We start from the raw sequence: 22387 nt of genomic DNA, 5'->3' as shown, positions 1-22387 counted from the left end.
TACATATTGGAGAATTAGCTCAGCTGGGAGAGCATCTGCCTTACAAGCAGAGGGTCGGCGGTTCGAACCCGTCATTCTCCACCATTTTAATAGCCGGCCTAGCTCAATTGGTAGAGCAACTGACTTGTAATCAGTAGGTTGGGGGTTCAAGTCCTCTGGCCGGCACCATGTGAGAGCCATTAGCTCAGTTGGTAGAGCATCTGACTTTTAATCAGAGGGTCAGAGGTTCGAATCCTCTATGGCTCACCATTTATGCGGGTGTGGCGGAATTGGCAGACGCACTAGACTTAGGATCTAGCGCCTTACGGCGTGGGGGTTCGACTCCCTTCACCCGCATTAAGCAGAAGTAGTTCAGCGGTAGAATACAACCTTGCCAAGGTTGGGGTCGCGGGTTCGAATCCCGTCTTCTGCTCCATTATTTTGCCGGGGTGGCGGAACTGGCAGACGCACAGGACTTAAAATCCTGCGGTGAGAGATCACCGTACCGGTTCGATTCCGGTCCTCGGCACCATGATTTAAATATGCGCCCGTAGCTCAATTGGATAGAGCGTTTGACTACGGATCAAAAGGTTATGGGTTCGACTCCTATCGGGCGCGCTACCATAGCTTTACGGGAAGTAGCTCAGCTTGGTAGAGCACTTGGTTTGGGACCAAGGGGTCGCAGGTTCAAATCCTGTCTTCCCGACTTCTTAAAATAATACCTATATGGGGGCTTAGCTCAGCTGGGAGAGCGCCTGCTTTGCACGCAGGAGGTCAGCGGTTCGATCCCGCTAGTCTCCACCATTTAATTTAATATCAACCAACTTATTTACGGCGGCGTAGCTCAGCTGGCTAGAGCGTACGGTTCATACCCGTGAGGTCGGGGGTTCGATCCCCTCCGCCGCCACTATTTATAGTTGATAGAAATGATTATTCGGACCTTTAGCTCAGTTGGTTAGAGCTAACGGCTCATAACCGTTCGGTCGCAGGTTCGAGTCCTGCAAGGTCCATATAATTTTGGAGGAATACCCAAGTCCGGCTGAAGGGATCGGTCTTGAAAACCGACAGGGGCTTAACGGCTCGCGGGGGTTCGAATCCCTCTTCCTCCGCCATTTTAATTTTTACATTTCTATTAACGCGGGATGGAGCAGTTCGGTAGCTCGTCGGGCTCATAACCCGAAGGTCGGTGGTTCAAATCCGCCTCCCGCAATATTTTTAGGTCCCGTAGTGGAGCGGTTTAACACGCCTGCCTGTCACGCAGGAGATCGCGGGTTCGATTCCCGTCGGGACCGCCATTTTTAAAAATGGTTCAGTAGCTCAGTCGGTAGAGCAAAGGACTGAAAATCCTTGTGTCGGCGGTTCGATTCCGTCCTGAACCACTTTTTTATGTTTGCCGGCCTAGCTCAATTGGTAGAGCAACTGACTTGTAATCAGTAGGTTGGGGGTTCAAGTCCTCTGGCCGGCACCATGTATGGAGGGGTAGCGAAGTGGCTAAACGCGGCGGACTGTAAATCCGCTCCTTCGGGTTCGGCAGTTCGAATCTGCCCCCCTCCACCATATTATGCATAGGGGCATAGTTCAACGGTAGAATAGAGGTCTCCAAAACCTTTGATGTGGGTTCGATTCCTACTGCCCCTGCCATGGCGGCTGTGGCGAAGTGGTTAACGCATCGGATTGTGGTTCCGACATTCGTGGGTTCGATTCCCATCAGCCGCCCTTTATTTCATATTAATGGGCTATAGCCAAGCGGTAAGGCAACGGACTTTGACTCCGTCACTCGCTGGTTCGAATCCAGCTAGCCCAGTTCCTTTTGGCGGCATAGCCAAGTGGTAAGGCCGAGGTCTGCAAAACCTCTATTCACCGGTTCAAATCCGGTTGCCGCCTCCATTTAAATACTAAATATGCGGGAGTAGTTCAACTCTCAGAACATTTTCCTTCCCGGAAAAAGGTATAGGTGCAAATCCTATCTTCCGCTCCAAATTACATTTATTTTATATTATGCGGGAGTAGTTCAACTCTCAGAACACTTTCCTTCCCGGAAAGAGGTACAGGTGTAAGTCCTGTCTTCCGCTCCAAATTACAATTTATTTAATTTTATGCGGGAGTAGTTCAATTCTTAGAACACTTTCCTTCCCGGAAAGAGGTACAGGTGTAAGTCCTGTCTTCCGCTCCAAATGATTGCTTCCAAGTTAATGGGAGTTTTTTTGTACATTGCCGGTGTGGCGGAATTGGCAGACGCGCGGGACTCAAAATCCCGTGTCTTTACAGACGTGTCGGTTCGACCCCGACCACCGGTATATCATTCGTTCGAAGTCGCATATAATGCGGCTTTTTTTATTGGTTTCAAGGTATCCAACATTTAAACAGTATATTTTTTAATAATATAGAGAGAAAAACTACACAAGTGATTGAGACACGACACTGTATATATTATGATAGATATATTAATTTTGAGGAGGGGCAAACATTGCCAAAATCAAATTCAGAAAAAAAGCAATTTTTTACGAACATCCTTAACGCTGTTGGTGCAGGGGTCGTCATTGCATTGCTTCCTAATGCACTATTAGGTGAGTTTTTAAAATTCTTTAAAGATGGCCAACCTACATTAGAATTAATGTACCAACTTGTGCTCATCATTCAGTCTTTTATGGCATTTATCATAGGTGCTCTGGCAGCACATGCTTTTAAATTTTCGGGACCAGGTGTCGCGATTACAGGCATATCTGCGATGCTTGGTTCTGGAGCAATTCAATATAAAAATGGGCAAGTTTTTCTACAAGGTATTGGGGACATAATTAATATTATTTTAGTCGTTATCTTAGCTTGTTTTCTATTTTTAGTTTTAAAAAACAAGTTTGGTTCATTAGAAATGATTATTTTGCCTGTTTTAATTCCAGTATTAAGTGGGATTGTAGGATTGACAATTTTACCGCACGTGCGCAAAGTAACACAAGCCATCGGTGCCATGGTTCAATCCTTCACTGAACTTAATCCATTACTCATGTGTATCCTTATTTCCATGACCTTTGCATTATTAATGGTGACTCCTATATCCGTCGTGGCGATTGCGACTGCCATTTCATTAGATGGCCTTGGTAGTGGTGCAGGTAATATGGGGATCGTGGCTGCATGTGTAACGTTTATCTTTGGGTCACTAGGTGTGAATAAATTGGGTGTGAATGTTGTACTATTTATTGGTGCTGCGAAAATGATGATTCCTGTTTATTTGAAACATCCTATTATTATGATTCCACTTGCAATTAATGGTGCTATAACAGGTACACTTACTTATTTAATTGGTATTAAAGGCACACCAATGTCTGCAGGATTTGGGTATACAGGTTTAGTGGGGCCCTTAAATGCATTCGCACGTATGTCTGGGGATCCAATTATGAATATATTGTTGTTAACATTCGGTTACCTTATCATACCATTTACGTTAGGTTTTATTGTCCATCAGTTATGTAAAAAATGGATAACTGGTTACTCAGATGATATATATCGATTTGAAATACCTAAGCAGTAAAATTCATAGTTAAAGAGATGACATTCAAAACGTCTGTCATCTCTTTTTTAAAACCTTATTGCATAAATTTACGAATATATGTATAATAATGAATATTATTTAAAGGGAGGTTGTTCAATGAATATTTTGGGGAAGTTATTCACTGCTATATTTGTCGTAATGATAGTATTAACGAGCATTATTAGCCCACAGTCTAAAGCAGTAAATGATGATCAATGGAATAAGATTAAAGCTAGAGGGGAGTTACGCGTAGGATTATCTGCTGATTATGCCCCTATGGAATTTGAGCGTACAGTGAATGGCCAACGTGAATATGCTGGGATAGATATCGAATTGGCTAAAAAAATAGCGAAAGACAATGGCGTTAAATTAAAAATAGTCAATATGCAGTTTGATAGTTTGTTAGGTGCTTTAAAAACAGGTAAAGTGGATGTCATCATATCAGGGATGACACCTACGGACGAACGAAAAAAGGAAGTCGATTTTTCTAACTCTTATATGGAAGTTGATCAAAAAGTCATTATTCGTAAAAAGGATGTAGATAAATTTCAAACGTTAGATGATTTGAAAGGAAAACGTATTGGTGCACAAAAACAAACAACTCAAGAAGAACTTGCGCGTTCAGAAATTCAAGATGCCGAGGTACAGTCATTAACACGTGTACCTGAAGTCATTTTATCTCTTAAAAGTAACAAATTAGATGCGATTGTATTAGATAGTGCTGTAGGTACTGCATACTTAAAGCAAAACAAAGATTTAACTTTTTCTAAAGCTACTTTTGCAGATTCAAAAAAAGAAACCGCCATTGCTGTACCTAAAAATTCTCCTGAATTGTTAGATAGAGTTAATACGACGATTAAAGATGTTGAAAAGAAAAATTTAATCGCACAATTTGAAGATAAAGCGGCTGAAGCAATGAAAGATGAAGGAAGTTTTTTATCAAAATATGGTAATTTCTTCGTCACAGGATTGAAGAACACAATCTTTATTTCACTCATTGGTGTTGTATTAGGAGCGGTCTTCGGTGCGTTATTTGCACTCATGAAAATAGGTTCTATTAAACCTTTGAAATGGTTAGCATCAGCTTATATAGAATTCATTAGAGGCACGCCATTACTTGTTCAAGTGTTTCTTGTTTATTTCGGAACAACTGCTGTTTTAGGATTGGATATATCGGCATTTATATGCGGTGCAATCGCATTAGTTATCAATTGTTCAGCATATATTGCAGAAATTATTCGTGCGGGAATTAATGCAGTAGATAAAGGACAAATGGAAGCAGCACGTAGTTTAGGATTGAACTACGCTCAAACGATGAAAAGCGTCATTATGCCTCAAGCAATTAAAAATATTTTACCTGCTTTAGGTAATGAGTTTGTAACTGTAATTAAAGAGTCATCGATTATCTCAGTGATTGGGGTTAGTGAGATAATGTTTAATGCACAAGTTGTTCAAGGTGCATCCTTTGATCCATTCACACCACTATTAGTAGCTGCAATTTTATATTTCATTTTAACATTCACGTTATCAAGATTAATGAATGTTTTTGAAGGGAGATTGAAAGTCAGTGATTAACATTAAACAACTGTATAAATCGTTTGGTAAGCAAGATGTGTTAAAAGGGATTAATTTAAATATTCATCAAGGTGAAGTTGTAGCAATAATTGGACCGTCAGGTAGTGGTAAAAGTACATTGTTACGTTGTATGAATCTTTTAGAAAGACCATCAAAAGGGGAGATATGGTTTGAAAATAAAGATTTAACAAAAAAAGATACTAAAATTGATACTTTGCGCCAAGATATGGGTATGGTGTTTCAAAATTTTAATTTATTCCCACATAAAAAAGTGATTGATAATATTACTTTAGCACCGCAATTACTTAAAAAGGGACAAAAATCAAATTTAAATGCACAGGCATTACAACTATTAGATAGAGTTGGTCTTAAAGAAAGAGCAGATGCCTATCCAAGCCAATTATCAGGCGGTCAAAAACAAAGGGTTGCGATTGCTCGTGCGCTAGCTATGAATCCAAAAGTTATGTTATTTGATGAACCAACATCTGCGTTAGATCCAGAAGTTGTTGGCGAAGTTTTAAATGTTATGAAATCACTAGCTAAAGAAGGCATGACGATGGTAGTGGTCACACATGAAATGGATTTTGCAAAACACGTCAGTGATCGTGTTGTATTTATGGCGGATGGGATTGTAGTAGAAGAAGGGCCTCCTGAAGCGATTTTTGAAAACCCTCAACATGAGCGTACTAAAAGCTTCTTAAAACGTGTGATGTAATCAATGTTAATAAAAAGAAAGTATTTCTTAGATATGATATATTTAGGAAATACTTTTTTTGTACTTAAAGAATTGAATGCAAAAAAAGTGAAGCCTTTGAAACAAAATTTTTAGTGAAGCGTCTGTTTGAAATTATGGTAAAATAATAGCGTGACTTTGTGAGGTGATTGAGATGGATTTAGTAACGTTAAAACAAGAAATCATTGCATATGCACATCAAATTGGTATTGATGACATAGGATTTACAACGGCAGATCCATTTGATGAACTGAAAAACAAGTTAATAGAATACCACACTAAAGGATATGCCTCAGGCTTTGAAGAATCTGACATAGCGTTAAGGGTAGAACCTAAATTATCTATGTCTTCAGCAGAATCCATTATTGCGATTGCAGTAGGATATCCTAATAAGTTAAAAAATGCACCCAAAAGTGTTCGAGGTAAACGTAGAGGTATGTTTGCTCGGGCGTCATGGGGGCAAGATTATCATACAATTATGCGTAGACGTTTAGATGATTTGGCGGCGTTTATTCAATCTAAAGTACCTGATGTTGAAATCATGTCAATGGTTGATACGGGTGTTTTATCTGATCGCGCAGTAGCTGAACGTGCTGGTTTAGGGTTTACGGGTCGAAATGGCTTTGTCATTAATCCTGAGCTCGGCACATGGACGTATCTTGGCGAAATGTTAATCAACTTACCTTTCCCTCCTGATGAGCAAATTTTGGATAGTTGCGGAGAGTGTACGATTTGTGTTGATCGCTGTCCTACAGGTGCGTTAGTAGGGAATGGTCAGCTCAACAGCCAGAAATGTATCAGTTATTTAACACAAACAAAAGGTTATTTAAAAGATGAATATCGATATAAGATAGGCAATCGTCTCTATGGATGTGATACGTGTCAGCAAGTATGTCCAAAAAATAGAGGGATTAATACAGAACAAGAAGATATTATTCTTGAGCCAGAAATATTGAAACCTAAATTAGTTCCACTTTTACAAATGTCTAATAAAGAATTTAAAGCAACTTATGGACATTTGGCCGGTGCATGGCGGGGTAAAAAGCCAATTCAACGTAATGCAATCATCGCGTTAGCACATTTTAACGAAACAACAGCAATACCTGATTTAAAACAGGTTGCTGAAAATGATCCACGTCCTATGATAAGGGGTACAGCGTATTGGGCGATTGGTCAAATATTAGGGGAAGCAGCACGAGAATACATTATGTCACGTTATGATGATGAATTAGAAGAAGTTCAACAAGAAATGATAAAAGGTTTAGAAATGAGGAGACTATAGAAATGACTATTCATGTTGTATTATATCAACCTGAAATACCTGCAAATACAGGAAATATCGCACGTACATGTGCTGCGACAGATACTCACTTACATTTGATTCGCCCATTAGGGTTTAGTACTGATGATAAAATGTTGCGTCGTGCTGGTTTAGATTACTGGCAATTTGTTAATATCACATATCATGATAGCATCGAAGCGTTTTTCGAATCAACTGAAGGTGAATATTATTTATTAACGAAATTTGGATCAAAGAATCATACATCTTTAGATTTTTCAGATACGAATACAAATCATTATTTTATTTTTGGTAAAGAAACAACAGGATTACCTGATTGGGTTAAAGACACTTATAAAAATACGGCAATGCGTATACCAATGAACGATAATGTAAGAGCACTTAATTTATCTAACACAGCTGCGATTTTAATTTATGAAGCATTAAGACAACAAGGGTATCCGAATTTACAATAAAGAGGAGATCAGATATGTCAGAATACATTTTACAGGGCGGTAAGATTTATACTGAAGATGGTGTGATTGATAATGGATATTTAAAAATTAAAGAGGGCCTTATTTCGTACATTGGCCATGAACCTTATGAAGGCGATTTAGATGTTATTCATGTTTCTGGAAGTCACATTTTACCTGGTTTTATCGATATCCATATTCATGGAGGCTATGGTCACGATGCGATGGATGCGGATGAAGAAGGTCTAAAACATTTATCTAAAAATCTTTTGTCAGAAGGAACAACAAGTTACCTTGCAACGACTATGACGCAATCGAATGAAGCAATTATCGATGCGTTACATACCATTGCACATTATCAACAACAACAAACTACTCATGAAGCTGAAATTTTAGGTGTACATTTAGAAGGACCATTTATTTCTGAACATAAAGTTGGGGCGCAAAACCCCAAATATGTGCAACGTCCTACGATAGCACAAATAAATGCATTTCAAAAAGCGGCTAATCAACTCATTAAAATCATTACAATTGCACCAGAAGTGGAGGGTGCACACGATGTTATTAAAGCTTATAGTAATGACATTATTTTTTCGATGGGCCATACAGTAGCTACTTATGACGAAGCGAACGTAGCGGTTCAATGCGGTGTAAAACATATTACTCATTTATACAATGCGGCCACACCATTTACTCATCGCGATCCTGGTGTGTTTGGTGCAGCATGGACAAATCCGTTTCTACGTTGTGAATTAATTGGTGACGGTATACATTCACATCCAACATCTGTTGATATTGCTTTTAAAATGAACGGATTATCTCACATGTTTTTAATTACAGATGCGATGCGTGCCAAAGGTTTAGGACCTGGAGAATACGACTTGGGTGGTCAAAACGTAACTGTAACGCATGAAACTGCCCGACTTGAAAATGGTGCACTTGCAGGTAGTATTTTAAAAATGAATGAAGGATTAAAAAATTTAATTCAATATACGCATCGGAATTTAGAAGATTTATGGCGTGTAACAAGTTATAATCAAGCTAAGGCATTAAATATACTTCATCAAAAAGGTAGCATCCGTGAAGGTAAACATGCAGATATCGTTATAGTAGATGACGATATCAATGTTTTAAAAACAATCAAGATGGGGTATGTATGTAATAATGTTAATGACAAGAATGCATAATAGAGGAGTGTAAGAATATGGCAATGAACTTTAAAGTATTTAAAGACAAAGATACTGTAGCGGTTTATGCGGCAGATATCATTCGAAAACAATTTAATAATAATCCAACGACGATAGCAGGATTTCATCTTAGTGAAGAGGAAGCGCCTGTCTTTGACTATTTAAAACATAATGTTAATGACCATGCAGTTGATTTTAGTCAAATTCACATTTTAGATTATGATAAACAAGCGTCATATTTTAAGGCTCTTGGTGTACCTGAAAAACAAATTCATGAAATCCCAGAAGAAGACGAAGTAGAAAAATTCATTGAACAAAAAGCGAAAACGAAAGACAATAAAGGTAAACTTACATTACAAGTCGTGTCTATTAATAATAAAGGGGAATTTGGTGTCCCTGTTAATAATGGCTTAAAACCAGCACGCGAGATTTTTGTTGTTGTGACTGGAAGCGATAAAGCGGATGTGATTAAAAAATTATATGAGGATAATGGTAATACGAGCTTTATTCCTTCTAGTTTGAAAACACACCGTATGGTGAATGTGATTCTTGATGAAGCTGCAGCTCAAGGATTACCGGATGACGTAAGAGAATATTTCACTTCTCTTTATGCATAATAGAACTGGGGTGATGTAATGTCTGATGAAAAGCATATTGAACATGAAAATGAAATGGTAGATAATTTCGAAGATCTCGTTCAATTAGGTAAAGAAATGGAACAGATTTCTGAGACAAATGATCAAGATAAAGTCAATCAATCACATGACCCGAATATTCGTTCAGATCAATAATGTGAAACTAGAGTGGGGTGTTTATCACATGATGACCCTCACTCTTTTTATATATTAATTTGTTATTGAGTGACATCGTAGTAGGAGCGTGCGTTGTTTTATGAAGAAAGATAAATTATAATATACGACAGAAATGGTACTATGAAAGGTGTTAAAATATGAAACTTTATCAGATGTGGTTGCCGCTACTTATTGCTTCTACACTCATCAATTTAATTTCAATTAAGGGATTTCCCCTTGCACTCGGGACGTTATATTTGCCGATCCTTTTTAAAGTTGTAAAAATGCAAATGAATCTTTCAAATGGTTTGTTTGAAGAAGATGTGAATGCAAACGTGTTTATACATAATAATCAAAAGGGCATTGTAATCAGTGTATTATGTTGTATTGCAGTAACGGTGGCATTATTCATTTATCTTAAAGACCTTTATACATCACTTTCTGGAATTTTAGGTTTTTTTATTATGTTTAGTCCAATAACGTTAGCGCTCGGGCTCATCCTTTATATTTTGACTGCAGTGGCTATTGTACAAGCTACGAAACATAAATTTACTTCGTAATATAAAATTAAATCTTGCCTTATCGATATAAAAAGATGAAAGTTAAAAACGCTTTCATCTTTTTTATATTGTACGCATGCACGCAATTGAACCTTGTTTTTATTTAATGCTATAATTTAAGTGAAGATACATATTATTAAAGGGGAGCGAATCTAAATGTCAGTAAGAATTGAACATGATACTTTCGGTGAAATTGAAGTGCCAGCAGATAAATATTGGGGTGCTCAAACACAACGAAGCAAACAAAACTTTCCAGTAGGTAAAGAAAAAATGCCTATCGAAGTGATATATGGCTTTGCGCAATTAAAACGTGGTGCAGCATTAGCAAATCATGCATTAGGCAAGTTGAGTGACGCAAAAAAAGAAGCGATTGTGTATGCATGTGACCGTATTTTAAATGGTGAATTAGATGAACATTTTCCATTAGTTGTGTGGCAAACTGGAAGCGGAACACAAAGTAACATGAACGTCAATGAAGTAGTGAGTTATGTCGCAAACGCGTATTTAAAAGAACAAGGTATGGATGAACATATTCATCCTAACGATGATGTAAATAAATCTCAAAGCTCTAATGATACATTTCCGACTGCGATGCACGTTGCTTTATATCATGAAATTGAATCTAAATTGGAACCAGCTTTAAAACGTTTACGTGACACATTCTATAAAAAAGAATCTGAATTTAAAAACATCATAAAAATTGGCCGTACCCATCTTCAGGATGCAACGCCGATAACATTAGGACAAGAGATTAGTGGATGGCGCTATATGTTAGATGTATGTGAACAACTGCTCACAGAGTCTAAAAAGCATATTCTTAATTTAGCCATTGGAGGTACAGCAGTAGGTACAGGTATTAATGCACATCCAGAATTTGGCGACAAAGTGGCGCATTACATTTCACAAAATACAGGCTATCCATTTGTATCTTCTGAAAATAAATTCCATGCATTAACAGCACATGATGAAGTCGTCCAATTACATGGTTCTTTGAAAGCGTTAGCTGGAGATTTAATGAAAATTGCTAATGACATTCGTTGGTTGGCATCAGGTCCGCGTGCAGGGCTTGCGGAAATTTCAATTCCAGAAAATGAACCAGGTTCATCAATTATGCCTGGGAAAGTGAACCCTACACAATGTGAAATGTTAACAATGGTTGCAGCACAAGTAATGGGTAATGACGCTGTAGTAGGCTTTTCCAGTTCACAAGGTAATTTTGAACTTAATGTATTTAAACCTGTCATCTTGCACAATACGTTACAATCCATTTATTTACTAGCTGATGGTATGAATACATTTAATGACAATTGTGCTGTAGGTATTGAACCGATTGAAGACAATATTGATCGTTATTTAAATCGTTCATTAATGCTTGTAACTGCATTGAACCCTCACATCGGGTATGAAAATGCGGCATCAATTGCTAAAAAAGCGCACAAAGAAGGCTTAACGTTAAAAGAAGCAGCAATTCAATCTGGTCACTTAACTGAAGAACAATTTAATGCGTGGATTAAACCCGAAGATATGGTACATCCGAAGTAATTAAGGAGGATTTTTGCAGCAATGGAACGAAATGGTTTAATCGATATCGGATCGAATACGATTCGTTTAGTAATTTTCCAATATAACCAAGAAACCGGACTCAATGAAATTCAAAATATTAAAACACCAGCGAGACTAAGTCAATATTTAGACGATAAACATAAGATGTCTGACGAAGGAATTAAAGTTTTAACTGAAGCATTACACAGTTTTAAAAAAGTGGCAGATAAATTTAAAGTCGACAATTTATTTCCTATTGCTACTGCTGCCATTCGCCAATCTACGAATAAAAAAGAGATATTGAAACACGTTAAGAAAAAAGTGGGGCTCGAAATTATTTTAATTCCAGAAGAAGATGAGGCTTTTTATGGGTCTTATGCAGTAACACATACGACAGGCATCAATCATGGTATTACAGTAGATATCGGTGGTGGGTCTACTGAACTCACGTATTTTGAGAACCGTAGAATTAAACAAGCTACAAGTTTTCCATTTGGCGTTGTTACACTTTCAAGAATGTTCTTTGAAAATAAAGATCATAATGACAAAGATGCGATTAAGAAAATGGAAAAATTTTTGAAAAATGAATTCGGGAAATTGGATTGGATAAATAACCAACACGTTCCTTTAATTGGTATAGGTGGTTCAGCACGAAACTGTGCACGTATTCATCAATCTACACATCAATATCCTATTGCAGGTGTGCATGGCTATACGATGACATTTGAAGGATTGAAAGAAGTGTATCAACTGTTGAAAAAAACATCACGAGATGACTTAACAACTTTAGATGGGTTAAGTCGTGATCGTGCTGATATCATTTTACCAGCTGTTGCTGTATTTAATACATTGTACGACATGATTGATGCCAGTGCATTTACGTTTTCACGTAAAGGTATTCGAGAAGGCTTTATCATGAATCAAATCGCGAACGCCTATCCTGGCGAGTTTTCAAGACATCACGTGCGACAAGATGCTTTAAAACATCTAGCAAACGAATATCATATCGAACAAAGTGGTGCGAAACAACGTGTCAAACTTGCATCGTCATTATTTGATCAAATTTCTAAATTTAGAGCACTTGATATTAATGACGCGCTTCAACAGTTGTTTTTAGAAGCTGCTTACCTTTATTATCTTGGTAAGTTCATAGATTCAGATTCTAGTTCTCAACATACGTATTATTTAATTGCCAATTCAAGTATTAATGGGTTAACACACAAAGAACGCGTCACACTCGCTTTACTCGCAAGCTTTAAAAATAAAACGTTATTGAAATTTTACAGTGACGAAACAGGATGGTTCGCTTCAGAGGAATTAAGTGATATTCAAACGTTAGGTGGCATTGTAAAATTTGTCAATGCGATGAATATTTCTAATACAAATACAGTGAATCGCATGACATTGACAAAAGATAAAGACGGTTTCCAACTCGATGTCTATTATCGCGGGGAACCAATTGCTGAAGCATACCAAACACTTCGTCAGAAAAAGCATTTAGAGAAAGTGCTAAAAGACGACGTTAAAATTAACTTTACTAAATCTTAACCGTGGCTCTATGTTTACCGGAAAGCATGTTATGTTATTCTAAAATTAAGTATGAAAAGACCTTTGGGATTTATTAATGAGGTGAAGTGAACAAGTGACAAATAAGAATACTAATTTAGACATTAATCACCCAAGTTACTACAATAACAGGGAAGTCAGCTGGTTAGATTTTAATTATCGCGTACTTCAAGAAGCATGCGATACATCAAATCCACTGTTAGAACAACTTAATTTTATCGCAATTGGAAGTTCAAACTTGGATGAATTTTTTATGGTTCGAGTGGCAGGGTTAAAAGATCAAGTTAAAATGGGATTTGATAAGCCTGAAAATAAAACACAAATGACACCGACAGAACAACTAGCTGAGATTGAAAAGAAAAACCGTAAAAATGTAGCGTTTCAATACCAACGATATAACGAACTCATCGAAGCATTAAAAGACCATGATGTATACGTCAGTCAACCTGAAGATTTGAGTGAAACGTTAATTGAACGTTTAGAAACCATTTTCTTAAATGAAATTCTACCTACATTAACACCGTTAGGTATAGATGCATATCGTCCGTTTCCAAAACTAAATAATAAAACATTAAATATTTTTGTGGATATCGATACAGGTAATGAAATTAATTCTGCAATTGTACAAATACCGGCATTATTAAAACGTTTTATTTCCATTAATGAAGGCAATAAACATTATATTATTTTGATTGAGGATTTAATTAGTTACTTTATGGGGCATTTATTTAAAGGATACGAAATTCTAAATACGTATACATTCCGTATCACCCGAAATGCTGATTTAACAATTCATGAGGATGGCGCAGAAGATTTACTTATTGAAATAGAGCGCTTTCTAAAAGAACGTAAAAGTGGTGCGGCAGTTCGCCTAGAAATAGATAATCGTTCACATCCTGAGAATAATTTAGATTGGTTAACTGATATTTTAGAGTTAGATGAAGCGGATGTGTATTTAACAGATGGACCATTAGATTTAACGATGGTTTTCGCATTAGTAGATCATTTATCTAACAAATTAAAAGATTTAAAATATCCACGTTATACGCCTCAATTACCGCAATCTTTGGGGAATAATAATATATTTGATTTGGCAATGAAACGTGATATTTTCTTCCATCATCCATATGAATCTTTTGATCCAATCGTTGACTTTATTAAAGAAGCTTCAGAAGATCCTGATACGATTGCGATTAAGCAGACTTTATATCGAGTGAGCAGTGATTCACCTATTATTGAAGCACTTAAAAACGCTGCTGAAAATGGAAAGCAAGTAACAGTATTGGTTGAATTGAAAGCGCGATTTGATGAAGAAAATAATGTGCATTGGGCACGTATGTTAGAGGAAGCAGGGTGTCATGTCATGTATGGCATGACACATTTAAAAACACACAGTAAAATCACATTAATCATTAAGCGTATTCAAGGACAGCTCGTACCATTTGTGCATCTCGGTACAGGTAACTACAATGATAAAACAGCGAAATTGTATACTGATATGGGTATTATCACTACAAACAGTGATATTGGAAAAGATGCGATGAGTTTCTTCAACTATTTAAGCGGTTACTCAATCAAACCGGATTATCATCAATTAAACGTATCACCCTATGAAATTCGCGATTTATTTATTGAACGTATCGATGAAGAAGTACAGAGCCATTTGAAATATGGAAATGGCAAAATGATGATGAAAATGAATTCACTTACTGATAAAGCATTAATTAAAAAATTATTTGAAGCCTCTCAAGCAGGTGTGAAGATTAAACTTATCATTCGCGGTATTTGTTGTTTGAAACCAGGTATTCCAGGTGTGAGTGACAATATCGAAGTTGTGAGTATCGTAGGGCGCTTATTAGAACATTCTCGTATTTATTATTTTTATAATAATGGTGATGAAAAAGTGTATTTATCATCAGCCGATATGATGACACGTAATATGATAAAACGCGTCGAAATCTTATTCCCTGTGTTGAATCAAAAAATTGCACGACGCCTTGTTGCTTACCTAGAATTACAGTTAAACGATAATCAAAAAGGACGTTATCAAGATCGTTATGGGGAATATCATTACGTTCAAAATGACCAGGCACCGCTTAATTCACAGGAAGCACTTATGGATGAAGCCATCACATATGGTGTGAATTTAAAAAAAGAAAATATCGTAGAAACTGGACAACCCGTGAGACCTAAGTCCAACTGGGTAAATCGGTTTAAAAAGAAATTTAATAGAAAATAAAAAAGCATCTGTCATGGATTTTCATGACAGATGTTTTTTAAGATTTGATATCATCTAATGACACATTGATTTCACGTTGTAAAATAGGATGTTTAAAGCGCACTTGATAACTTTCAAGTTTAAGTTGTCGTAACTTAGAATGCCCGTATAAAGGGTCACCAATTACAGGATAGCCTAATGCTGCTAAATGTACTCTAATTTGATGCGTACGGCCAGTATCAAGTTTGAGATGGACTTCACACACACCTTCTTTAAGTAATTTAGAATCTAAAATATGAGTAATCGCACGTTGACCTGTTGGTGAAATGCGACGTTTATTTGGGTGAAATTTGTCTTTACCAATCGGCTGATCAATTGTTTGAGGTTTCAATGGTAAAAGACTATTGACTTCTGCGCGGTAAATACGATGTATGTCGTTATCCTCTAACATACGATCTAAGATTTTCTTAACAATCGGATGCTTCGCAACAATTAATAAGCCTACCGTTTCTTGATCCAAACGGTGAATAGGTTCGACATAATCAACATTTAACGTATAAATAACATGATTCATCAACGTATTACTTTCTTTTAAGTCATTCGGATGTGTTTTCACACCTTTTGGTTTATAGACTACTGCTAAATAATCATCTTCATAAGCAATATGCGCATGTCGGTAACTTGGGACATATTGACTTTGTTCAATAGGTAAAGGAAGAACAACCTCATCTCCGCTTTTCACTATATGATTAAGCGTTGTCATTTCATCATTTACTAAAATTTCTTTAGACATGTTCAGTAAATGTAAATCTTTTTTAGGTAATTTTAAAGCTTTAAATATCTCTCTTAAACGCATTTGATCAAACGGTTCTGCTACAGTAAATTTCATAATAGCCTCCTTATCTCAACTATCATACCATATTTAAGTGGGATGTATTTTACATTTTTAAGTTTATTAAAGCATCTCTTTAAAATCACGCACTTTTAAATAATCGATAAACATTTGTATTTTGCGAGACAATTATTCACGTGTATACTATGAGATAAGTGAAACTTTGGAGTGATCATATGGAGAAACCAACACGCCTTGCATTATTAAAAGAAATAGCTGAATTTTTGAACGAAGAAACAGAATTAGAACCTATGTTACATGGCGCGCTTAAGTCTCTAATTCAAGGTAGTGATTTTACGACAGGTTGGGTATTTTTTATTGATGAGAATGGGGCGCATACTTTAGAAGCAGATTATGAATTACCGCGTGCTTTGACAAGTCATGACTGCAAATATATGACAGAAGGTCCTTGTTGGTGTGTCCAATCGTATCATAATAAAAAATTAACGAAAGCTTCTAATATTATTAATTGCTCAAGAATTAATTTGGCAAGTCAAGAGTTCAAAGATGATACAGAAGATATAACCCACCATGCTACGGTGCCGTTACGTTCTGGGAATGAACAATTTGGATTATTGAATGTCGCCACACCCCATACGACACATTATTCTGATGAAGATTTGGAATTACTAGAATCAGTCGCATTTCAAATTGGTTCAGCAATAAAGCGCATCTATTTAACAGATCAAGAAAAAGAGGCTGCTTTAATTAATGAACGTAATCGACTTGCACGAGATTTACACGATTCAGTCAATCAAATGTTGTTTTCTTTGAAATTAACTGCACATGCGGCGGGACAGATGTCTTATGAGCCGACTTCAAAAAAGGCTTTTTATCAAATTGAACAAACGAGCCAAAACGCTGTCAATGAAATGCGCGCATTAATCTGGCAATTGAAACCTGTTGGCTTAGAACAAGGTCTCGTTCATGCCATTAAACAATATGCGCAATTGATCCACATAGATGTTGATATTAAAGTTCATGGTTTAATTGATTTAGACCGTAAAGTAGAAGTACATGCGTATCGAATCATCCAAGAGGCAATGAATAATAGTAAGAAGCATGCGAATGTCGCCATTGTATATGTAGATTTAAATCAAAATAGTGAACGACTTGCTGTTCAAATTTATGATAAAGGTGAAGGGTTCAATCCCCGTAACATTGATGACAAAGGACAACACGGTTTATCACATATAAAACAGCGAGTAGCCTTATTAAATGGACACTTTACAATTGATGGCACGCAAGGCGTTAAAATTAATATTGAAATTCCACTACACCGAAAAGGAAGTGAGTAAATGAAATCTATTGCACTGGTAGATGATCATTATATCGTAAGACAAGGTTTGGAATTTTTGATTGCTACTAAGGATGATTTTCAAGTTGTCGGGAGTTATGGACGAGGCAAAGACTTACTTTCGGCGTTACAAACAAACGAAATCAATCCTCAATTAATTCTTGTTGACTTAGTAATGCCAGAAATGAACGGGATTGAATTAATTCATGAAATCAAAAAAAGCTACCCACATATAAAAGTATTGGTACTTACAAGCTATGTAGATGATGAACACGTCATGTCTGCTTTAGAAGAGGGGGCAGATGGTTATCAAATGAAAGATGTTGAAGCGGAACAATTGATTAGTGCTATTGATCAAGTGATTGCTGGTGCACGTGTTGTTCATAAAGAAGCGGAAGCCGTAATGAATAACGTAGTGACTAAACCGCATCATGTGAATAAATTGTCAAAACGAGAAACAGAAGTATTAAAAGAAATGGTTAAAGGCAAAACCAATAAAGAAATTGCGGCACATTTATTTGTTTCAGAAAAAACCATTAAAACGCATGTCAGTCATATTTTTAATAAATTACAAGTATCAGACCGGACTCAAGCAGCGATTTATGCAATGGAAAATAACCTAATTTAAACACGATATATTGAAGAATGAGACGACTCAAACATGAGAATGATCGTCTCATTTTTTATTGTCCAATAATGTGCAATGGTTTAAAAAAGTGAAGATGATGGTAAAACGTACTATTAATGAACAGTGAGAGAAAGTTTGTATTTACCATCAGTTTTTATAAATTGTTCGACATACGGTTTACAGTTTAATTAATAATTCAGATTGATTATTTACATTCAAAGCAAGTACTTTGTAAATCATTTTCTTGAGGTGTAATATAACAATATTATCGTATTAAAGACTTCAAAGTGTAACATTAAATCTCGCTTAAATATTAAATTTCATGATATCTTTTTACGTCCATAAATGATATGATACTCAATGCTGCTATAAATTAGGGAGAATTAAGGGATATATTGGAGGAATTTATTTGAAGACAAAAGTTAAACAAAGACATAGTATTCGCAAATATAAAGCAGGGGCATCATCAGTATTATTAGGACTTTTCGTCTTTTTTGGACTCATTACTGAGGAAAAAGTTAGTGCTGCAGAAATATTACCTGGCCAAAGTGAAACAAGTAAAAAGAAAAAAGAAGGGGCATCACCAGATTCTAGTGACACGTCAACTTCTAGTTCTGGAAGTGCAACAACAACATCTATTGTTGATCAAACAACGACCAATCCAAATGTGAATGCCACGAACGTATCTGGTAATCAAGTGGCGATGTATCCAACTCCGCCTAACAGTGACGTAACCTCCACGACAACAACACCTACAAACACAGCGGCTACTGATGCTACTGTAATGAACAATGATACGACGTCAAGTACAACAACGACATCACCTTCAAGTTCATCAATGGATACTACACCTCAAACAACATCTACAGAAAACAATGTAACAACAGATACCACAACAACGTCTACACAAAACAATGCAACGGCAGATACCACAACAACGTCTACACCATCAACAGAAACGACAACTACAACGCAATCATCTACAGAATCAACACCTTCACAACAAACATCTACAACAACGACAACTTCAACACCAGACATATCCAACTCAACAACGACTTCATCATCAACAAATTCAACGGCAACAACTGGTTCAGATATTACTAATAAAGTTCAAATTGTTTCTTCATCAATTGAAGGAAATAGCACAGTAAATCCACACAATGCAGAGCGCGTCACACTAAAATATGATTGGAAATTTCCAGATGGAATGAAACAAGGAGATTACTTCGACTTTGTTTTATCCAATAATGTCAATACATCAGGAATTTCTACAGCTCGAAAATTACCTGACATTTTAAATGGATCTTTAGTAATGGCCACAGGTCAACTTATCGATAATAATACAATTCGTTATACTTTTACGGATTATATTAACAATAAAGTTAATGTAACAGGGAATTTAAGTTTAAACTTATTTATCGACCCTAAAGTGGTGACAAGCGAAGGGAATCAAACAATTACAGCTACACTGAATGGACAAACAACATCAAAAGAAGTGGTTATAGATTACCTTGAAGGTGTTAATTTAAGAGGCGTTAATATTAATGGTTCTATTGAATATTTAGACAAAAATACAAATACGTTTAAACATATTGCGTATGTAAATCCTAGTCAAAGCACTATTTATAACTCTAGATTAACGGGTAATATTACTAGTGGTGCGCCTACAACAACACAACCTAATGTTAAAATCTATGAATATTTAAGTAACAATCCTTTGAATCAAAGTGTATACGTTAATACATCTGATACAAATTTATTTAAAGATGTAACAGATACTTTTAAAAATAATTTAACTATAAATAGTGGTGGATATTACGTAGATTTAAATGAACTCACTAAAACGTATGTGGTTACGTATGAAGGCCAATATTCTAACAACGCAAATGAACTTAACTTTAGAACGGAATTAGCTGGTTATCCATCGACTTACCCATATTATTACACGTCTGTAAAATGGGATAACGGCGTAGTATTTTACAGCAATAAAGGTACTGGTAATGGTATCGATCAACCAATAATTGAGTCGAATAATTTTGTGTTTACAGAAGACACAGGTACTGGTGCTATCAGTGGCCAATATAATGGACCAATGGTTGAAGTAGAAGAAGATCCGTTAACTATTAGTTTTGATTCAGTTCCAGAAACTGTGAGTGGCTCAAATGAAACCGTTGTAGAGGAATATGAAGATAGTGCGCCAATTCAATTTGAAGAAAATACAATGCCAGATGGGATGACTGGGGCGCAAGAAGCAGTAACTGAAGAATTCGCTGATAGTGCACCTATCGAGTTCGAAGAGAACACTTTGCCTGATAATGTGACAGGTTCTTATGCAGGTGCTTTAGAATTTTATGAAGATACAAATATTGTTGATTACGTTGAAGACACAACACCAGAAGGTATGACAGGAACGAACACAGGCGTAACGGAAGAGATAGAAGAAAGCAATGTGGTAGACTACGTTGAAGACACAACATCAGAAGGGATGACAGGATTGAACACAGGTGTAACGGAAGAGATTGAAGAAAGTAATGTGGTAGATTATGTTGAGGACACGATGCCAGAAGGTATGACAGGATCGAACACAGGTGTAACGGAAGAGATCGAAGAAAGTAACGTGGTAGATTATGTTGAGGACACGACGCCAGAAGGCATGACAGGATCGAACACAGGTGTAACGGAAGAGATTGAAGAAAGTAATGTGGTAGATTATGTTGAGGACACGATGCCAGAAGGCATGTCAGGATCAAACACAGGCGTAATAGAAGAAATCGAAGAAAGCAACGTCGTAGATTATGTTGAAGACACGACACCAGAAGGTATGACAGGATCCAACATAGGTGTAATAGAAGAAATCGAAGAAAGCAACGTCGTAGATTATGTTGAAGACACGACACCAGAAGGTATGACAGGATCCAACATAGGTGTAATGGAAGAGATCGAAGAAAGTAATGTGGTAGATTATGTTGAGGACACAACACCAGAAGGCATGTCAGGATCAAACACAGGCGTAACAGAAGAAATCGAAGAAAGCAACGTCGTAGATTATGTTGAAGATACGACACCAGAAGGTATGACAGGATCCAACATAGGTGTAATGGAAGAGATCAAAGAAAGTAATGTGGTAGATTACGTTGAGGACACAACACCAGAAGGCATGTCAGGATCAAACACAGGCGTAACAGAAGAAATCGAAGAAAGCAACGTCGTAGATTATGTTGAAGATACGACACCAGAAGGTATGACAGGATCCAACATAGGTGTAATGGAAGAGATCGAAGAAAACGACGTGGTAGAAGATTCACCTGTAGAACCAATTATCACACTGCCTTCATTTAACCTTAGAAACATTATTCAATTTAATCCAATTACACGCATTACTGGAATTGGTTCTATCCATTTAAACCGTGTGAATCATTTTAATGTTCCTAAATTTAATCATGAAGTTAATGTAGATGTACCTGAGCCTGAAGTTACAACAGAGGTTAAGATAAACGAGGACCCAACGGTATCTATTGAAAATGAACCAGAATTAAACGATGTTACTTCTGAAAACAATGTGAGTGATGCTTTAGAAACGCTAGAAGAAGATCGCGTCACTGTAGATACGCTAGAGACAGAACCTAAGACGGAAGATAAATCAGAAACACAACCTTCAAATGAATTGAAAGATGAGGGCACGGCGTCTGAAGATGTAAAAGAAGAGACAACGCTTCAACCTCAAATGATGAATCAGACAACAAACAATGCGAATCCATCGCCATCGACGTCTTTAAACAACCATATTAAAGCTGGTCAAGGTACAACGAATACGAAGCATGACACTATAACTTCTACAAACAAAATGAAAGATCAAACGGTGTTAGTACAAAATGAAGTATCACATAGTAACACTAAACAAAACTTAACTGCCAATAACACTACGACATCTCAAGAAGCAACAACGCATGATAACGCCAAAGATCAATCACAACCACAACGTTCTGAGCCCTTACCAGAAACAGGTCAATCAACGCAACAAACTGGTATATGGGCCATCGTAATGGCATTATTAGGTATGGTGTTCGCATTTAGACGTCGTAAGCAAAAAGATAAAGAATAAATATAAATAAAGTTAGAGCGTAAACCCATAAATAAG

The 22387-nt window shown here is 36.7% G+C and carries 16 protein-coding genes and 25 tRNA genes; 40 read left to right on the top strand and 1 reads right to left on the bottom strand.

From position 1 onward, the window contains the following. Positions 1 to 8: 8 nt before the first annotated feature. From G8Y85_RS05875 to G8Y85_RS05695, 37 genes are all read left to right on the top strand, one after another. A tRNA-Val gene (locus G8Y85_RS05875) sits at positions 9 to 84 on the top strand. A gap of 8 nt (positions 85 to 92) precedes the next feature. Further along, positions 93 to 168 (top strand) — tRNA-Thr (locus G8Y85_RS05870). 5 nt (positions 169 to 173) lie between these two features. After that, a tRNA-Lys gene (locus G8Y85_RS05865) sits at positions 174 to 249 on the top strand. A 5-nt stretch (positions 250 to 254) separates the two neighbouring features. Further along, a tRNA-Leu gene (locus G8Y85_RS05860) sits at positions 255 to 336 on the top strand. A gap of 4 nt (positions 337 to 340) precedes the next feature. After that, positions 341 to 415, top strand: a tRNA-Gly gene (locus G8Y85_RS05855). 7 nt (positions 416 to 422) lie between these two features. Beyond that, positions 423 to 511, top strand: a tRNA-Leu gene (locus G8Y85_RS05850). A 12-nt stretch (positions 512 to 523) separates the two neighbouring features. After that, positions 524 to 597: transfer RNA gene (locus G8Y85_RS05845), tRNA-Arg, on the top strand. 14 nt (positions 598 to 611) lie between these two features. After that, positions 612 to 685 (top strand) — tRNA-Pro (locus tag G8Y85_RS05840). A gap of 22 nt (positions 686 to 707) precedes the next feature. Next, a tRNA-Ala gene (locus tag G8Y85_RS05835) sits at positions 708 to 783 on the top strand. A 29-nt stretch (positions 784 to 812) separates the two neighbouring features. Beyond that, positions 813 to 886, top strand: a tRNA-Met gene (locus G8Y85_RS05830). A gap of 29 nt (positions 887 to 915) precedes the next feature. Beyond that, positions 916 to 989, top strand: a tRNA-Ile gene (locus G8Y85_RS05825). Between the two features lie 9 nt (positions 990 to 998). Next, positions 999 to 1091, top strand: a tRNA-Ser gene (locus tag G8Y85_RS05820). A gap of 24 nt (positions 1092 to 1115) precedes the next feature. After that, a tRNA-Met gene (locus G8Y85_RS05815) sits at positions 1116 to 1189 on the top strand. Positions 1190 to 1197: 8 nt separating this feature from the next. Next, a tRNA-Asp gene (locus tag G8Y85_RS05810) sits at positions 1198 to 1274 on the top strand. An 11-nt stretch (positions 1275 to 1285) separates the two neighbouring features. Beyond that, positions 1286 to 1358 (top strand) — tRNA-Phe (locus G8Y85_RS05805). Positions 1359 to 1371: 13 nt separating this feature from the next. Beyond that, a tRNA-Thr gene (locus G8Y85_RS05800) sits at positions 1372 to 1447 on the top strand. A 5-nt stretch (positions 1448 to 1452) separates the two neighbouring features. Next, positions 1453 to 1536, top strand: a tRNA-Tyr gene (locus tag G8Y85_RS05795). Between the two features lie 10 nt (positions 1537 to 1546). Continuing rightward, positions 1547 to 1620, top strand: a tRNA-Trp gene (locus G8Y85_RS05790). 2 nt (positions 1621 to 1622) lie between these two features. Then, positions 1623 to 1695: transfer RNA gene (locus G8Y85_RS05785), tRNA-His, on the top strand. Positions 1696 to 1711: 16 nt separating this feature from the next. Continuing rightward, positions 1712 to 1783, top strand: a tRNA-Gln gene (locus G8Y85_RS05780). An 8-nt stretch (positions 1784 to 1791) separates the two neighbouring features. Then, positions 1792 to 1866: transfer RNA gene (locus G8Y85_RS05775), tRNA-Cys, on the top strand. A gap of 16 nt (positions 1867 to 1882) precedes the next feature. Beyond that, positions 1883 to 1957 (top strand) — tRNA-Gly (locus G8Y85_RS05770). A gap of 22 nt (positions 1958 to 1979) precedes the next feature. Continuing rightward, positions 1980 to 2054: transfer RNA gene (locus G8Y85_RS05765), tRNA-Gly, on the top strand. Between the two features lie 23 nt (positions 2055 to 2077). Continuing rightward, positions 2078 to 2152: transfer RNA gene (locus G8Y85_RS05760), tRNA-Gly, on the top strand. Between the two features lie 40 nt (positions 2153 to 2192). Further along, positions 2193 to 2276 (top strand) — tRNA-Leu (locus G8Y85_RS05755). A 170-nt stretch (positions 2277 to 2446) separates the two neighbouring features. After that, positions 2447 to 3505 (top strand): PTS sugar transporter subunit IIC, encoded by a 1059-nt coding sequence (locus G8Y85_RS05750; RefSeq protein ID WP_060551405.1) that lies wholly within the window; start codon positions 2447 to 2449, stop codon positions 3503 to 3505. A gap of 117 nt (positions 3506 to 3622) precedes the next feature. Next, positions 3623 to 5080 carry an ABC transporter substrate-binding protein/permease gene (locus G8Y85_RS05745; RefSeq protein ID WP_107370917.1) on the top strand — a complete coding sequence of 486 codons (1458 nt, stop codon included), beginning with the start codon at positions 3623 to 3625 and terminating at the stop codon, positions 5078 to 5080. Beyond that, positions 5073 to 5795 (top strand): amino acid ABC transporter ATP-binding protein, encoded by a 723-nt coding sequence (locus tag G8Y85_RS05740; RefSeq protein ID WP_103346438.1) that lies wholly within the window; start codon positions 5073 to 5075, stop codon positions 5793 to 5795. The genes G8Y85_RS05745 and G8Y85_RS05740 overlap by 8 nt, the downstream gene beginning before the upstream one ends. 172 nt (positions 5796 to 5967) lie before the next feature. Beyond that, positions 5968 to 7095 (top strand): tRNA epoxyqueuosine(34) reductase QueG, encoded by a 1128-nt coding sequence (gene queG / locus G8Y85_RS05735; protein ID WP_060551402.1) that lies wholly within the window; start codon positions 5968 to 5970, stop codon positions 7093 to 7095. Between the two features lie 2 nt (positions 7096 to 7097). Continuing rightward, positions 7098 to 7568 (top strand): tRNA (uridine(34)/cytosine(34)/5-carboxymethylaminomethyluridine(34)-2'-O)-methyltransferase TrmL, encoded by a 471-nt coding sequence (trmL, locus tag G8Y85_RS05730; protein WP_060551401.1) that lies wholly within the window; start codon positions 7098 to 7100, stop codon positions 7566 to 7568. A 14-nt stretch (positions 7569 to 7582) separates the two neighbouring features. Beyond that, positions 7583 to 8752 (top strand): N-acetylglucosamine-6-phosphate deacetylase, encoded by a 1170-nt coding sequence (gene nagA, locus G8Y85_RS05725; RefSeq protein ID WP_165805560.1) that lies wholly within the window; start codon positions 7583 to 7585, stop codon positions 8750 to 8752. A gap of 17 nt (positions 8753 to 8769) precedes the next feature. Continuing rightward, a complete protein-coding gene (locus G8Y85_RS05720) occupies positions 8770 to 9369 on the top strand; it encodes a 6-phosphogluconolactonase (RefSeq protein ID WP_060551399.1) in 600 nt (199 codons plus the stop codon). An 18-nt stretch (positions 9370 to 9387) separates the two neighbouring features. Continuing rightward, complete coding sequence (locus G8Y85_RS05715; protein WP_165804964.1) at positions 9388 to 9543, top strand: SAS053 family DNA gyrase inhibitor; 156 nt, start codon at positions 9388 to 9390, stop codon at positions 9541 to 9543. A 158-nt stretch (positions 9544 to 9701) separates the two neighbouring features. Beyond that, a complete protein-coding gene (locus tag G8Y85_RS05710; RefSeq protein WP_107370920.1) occupies positions 9702 to 10103 on the top strand; it encodes a hypothetical protein in 402 nt (133 codons plus the stop codon). A gap of 156 nt (positions 10104 to 10259) precedes the next feature. Continuing rightward, positions 10260 to 11645: a class II fumarate hydratase gene (fumC, locus tag G8Y85_RS05705; protein WP_060551397.1), complete on the top strand. Its 1386-nt coding sequence runs from the start codon at positions 10260 to 10262 to the stop codon at positions 11643 to 11645. A gap of 21 nt (positions 11646 to 11666) precedes the next feature. After that, complete coding sequence (gene ppx, locus G8Y85_RS05700) at positions 11667 to 13193, top strand: exopolyphosphatase (protein ID WP_107368906.1); 1527 nt, start codon at positions 11667 to 11669, stop codon at positions 13191 to 13193. Between the two features lie 94 nt (positions 13194 to 13287). Continuing rightward, the gene (locus tag G8Y85_RS05695; protein WP_107368907.1) at positions 13288 to 15450 is read left to right on the top strand and encodes an RNA degradosome polyphosphate kinase; all 2163 of its coding nucleotides are present in this window, start codon (positions 13288 to 13290) and stop codon (positions 15448 to 15450) included. Between the two features lie 37 nt (positions 15451 to 15487). Here the strand turns inward: G8Y85_RS05695 and G8Y85_RS05690 are convergent, their stop codons facing one another. After that, positions 15488 to 16318: an RluA family pseudouridine synthase gene (locus tag G8Y85_RS05690; protein WP_107370922.1), complete on the bottom strand. Its 831-nt coding sequence runs from the start codon at positions 16316 to 16318 to the stop codon at positions 15488 to 15490. 179 nt (positions 16319 to 16497) lie between these two features. On the opposite strand from G8Y85_RS05690, the gene G8Y85_RS05685 reads away from it, so the two are divergent. The 3 genes from G8Y85_RS05685 to G8Y85_RS05675 all read left to right on the top strand — a co-directional run bounded on the left by G8Y85_RS05685 (position 16498) and on the right by G8Y85_RS05675 (position 22351). After that, on the top strand, positions 16498 to 17619 hold the full coding sequence (locus tag G8Y85_RS05685) for a GAF domain-containing sensor histidine kinase (RefSeq protein ID WP_060551393.1): 1122 nt from the start codon (positions 16498 to 16500) through the stop codon (positions 17617 to 17619). Continuing rightward, positions 17620 to 18246 carry a response regulator gene (locus tag G8Y85_RS05680; protein WP_107368909.1) on the top strand — a complete coding sequence of 209 codons (627 nt, stop codon included), beginning with the start codon at positions 17620 to 17622 and terminating at the stop codon, positions 18244 to 18246. It abuts the gene before it with no gap. Between the two features lie 409 nt (positions 18247 to 18655). Then, positions 18656 to 22351 (top strand): fibrinogen-binding adhesin SdrG C-terminal domain-containing protein, encoded by a 3696-nt coding sequence (locus G8Y85_RS05675; RefSeq protein ID WP_165805559.1) that lies wholly within the window; start codon positions 18656 to 18658, stop codon positions 22349 to 22351. Positions 22352 to 22387: the final 36 nt, after the last annotated feature.

This window comes from Staphylococcus sp. 11007852 (genome assembly GCF_011394325.1).
GTDB lineage: Bacteria > Bacillota > Bacilli > Staphylococcales > Staphylococcaceae > Staphylococcus > Staphylococcus agnetis.
The sequence above is the reverse complement of the archived record's forward strand: the minus strand, read 5'-3'. Positions and strand labels throughout refer to the sequence as shown.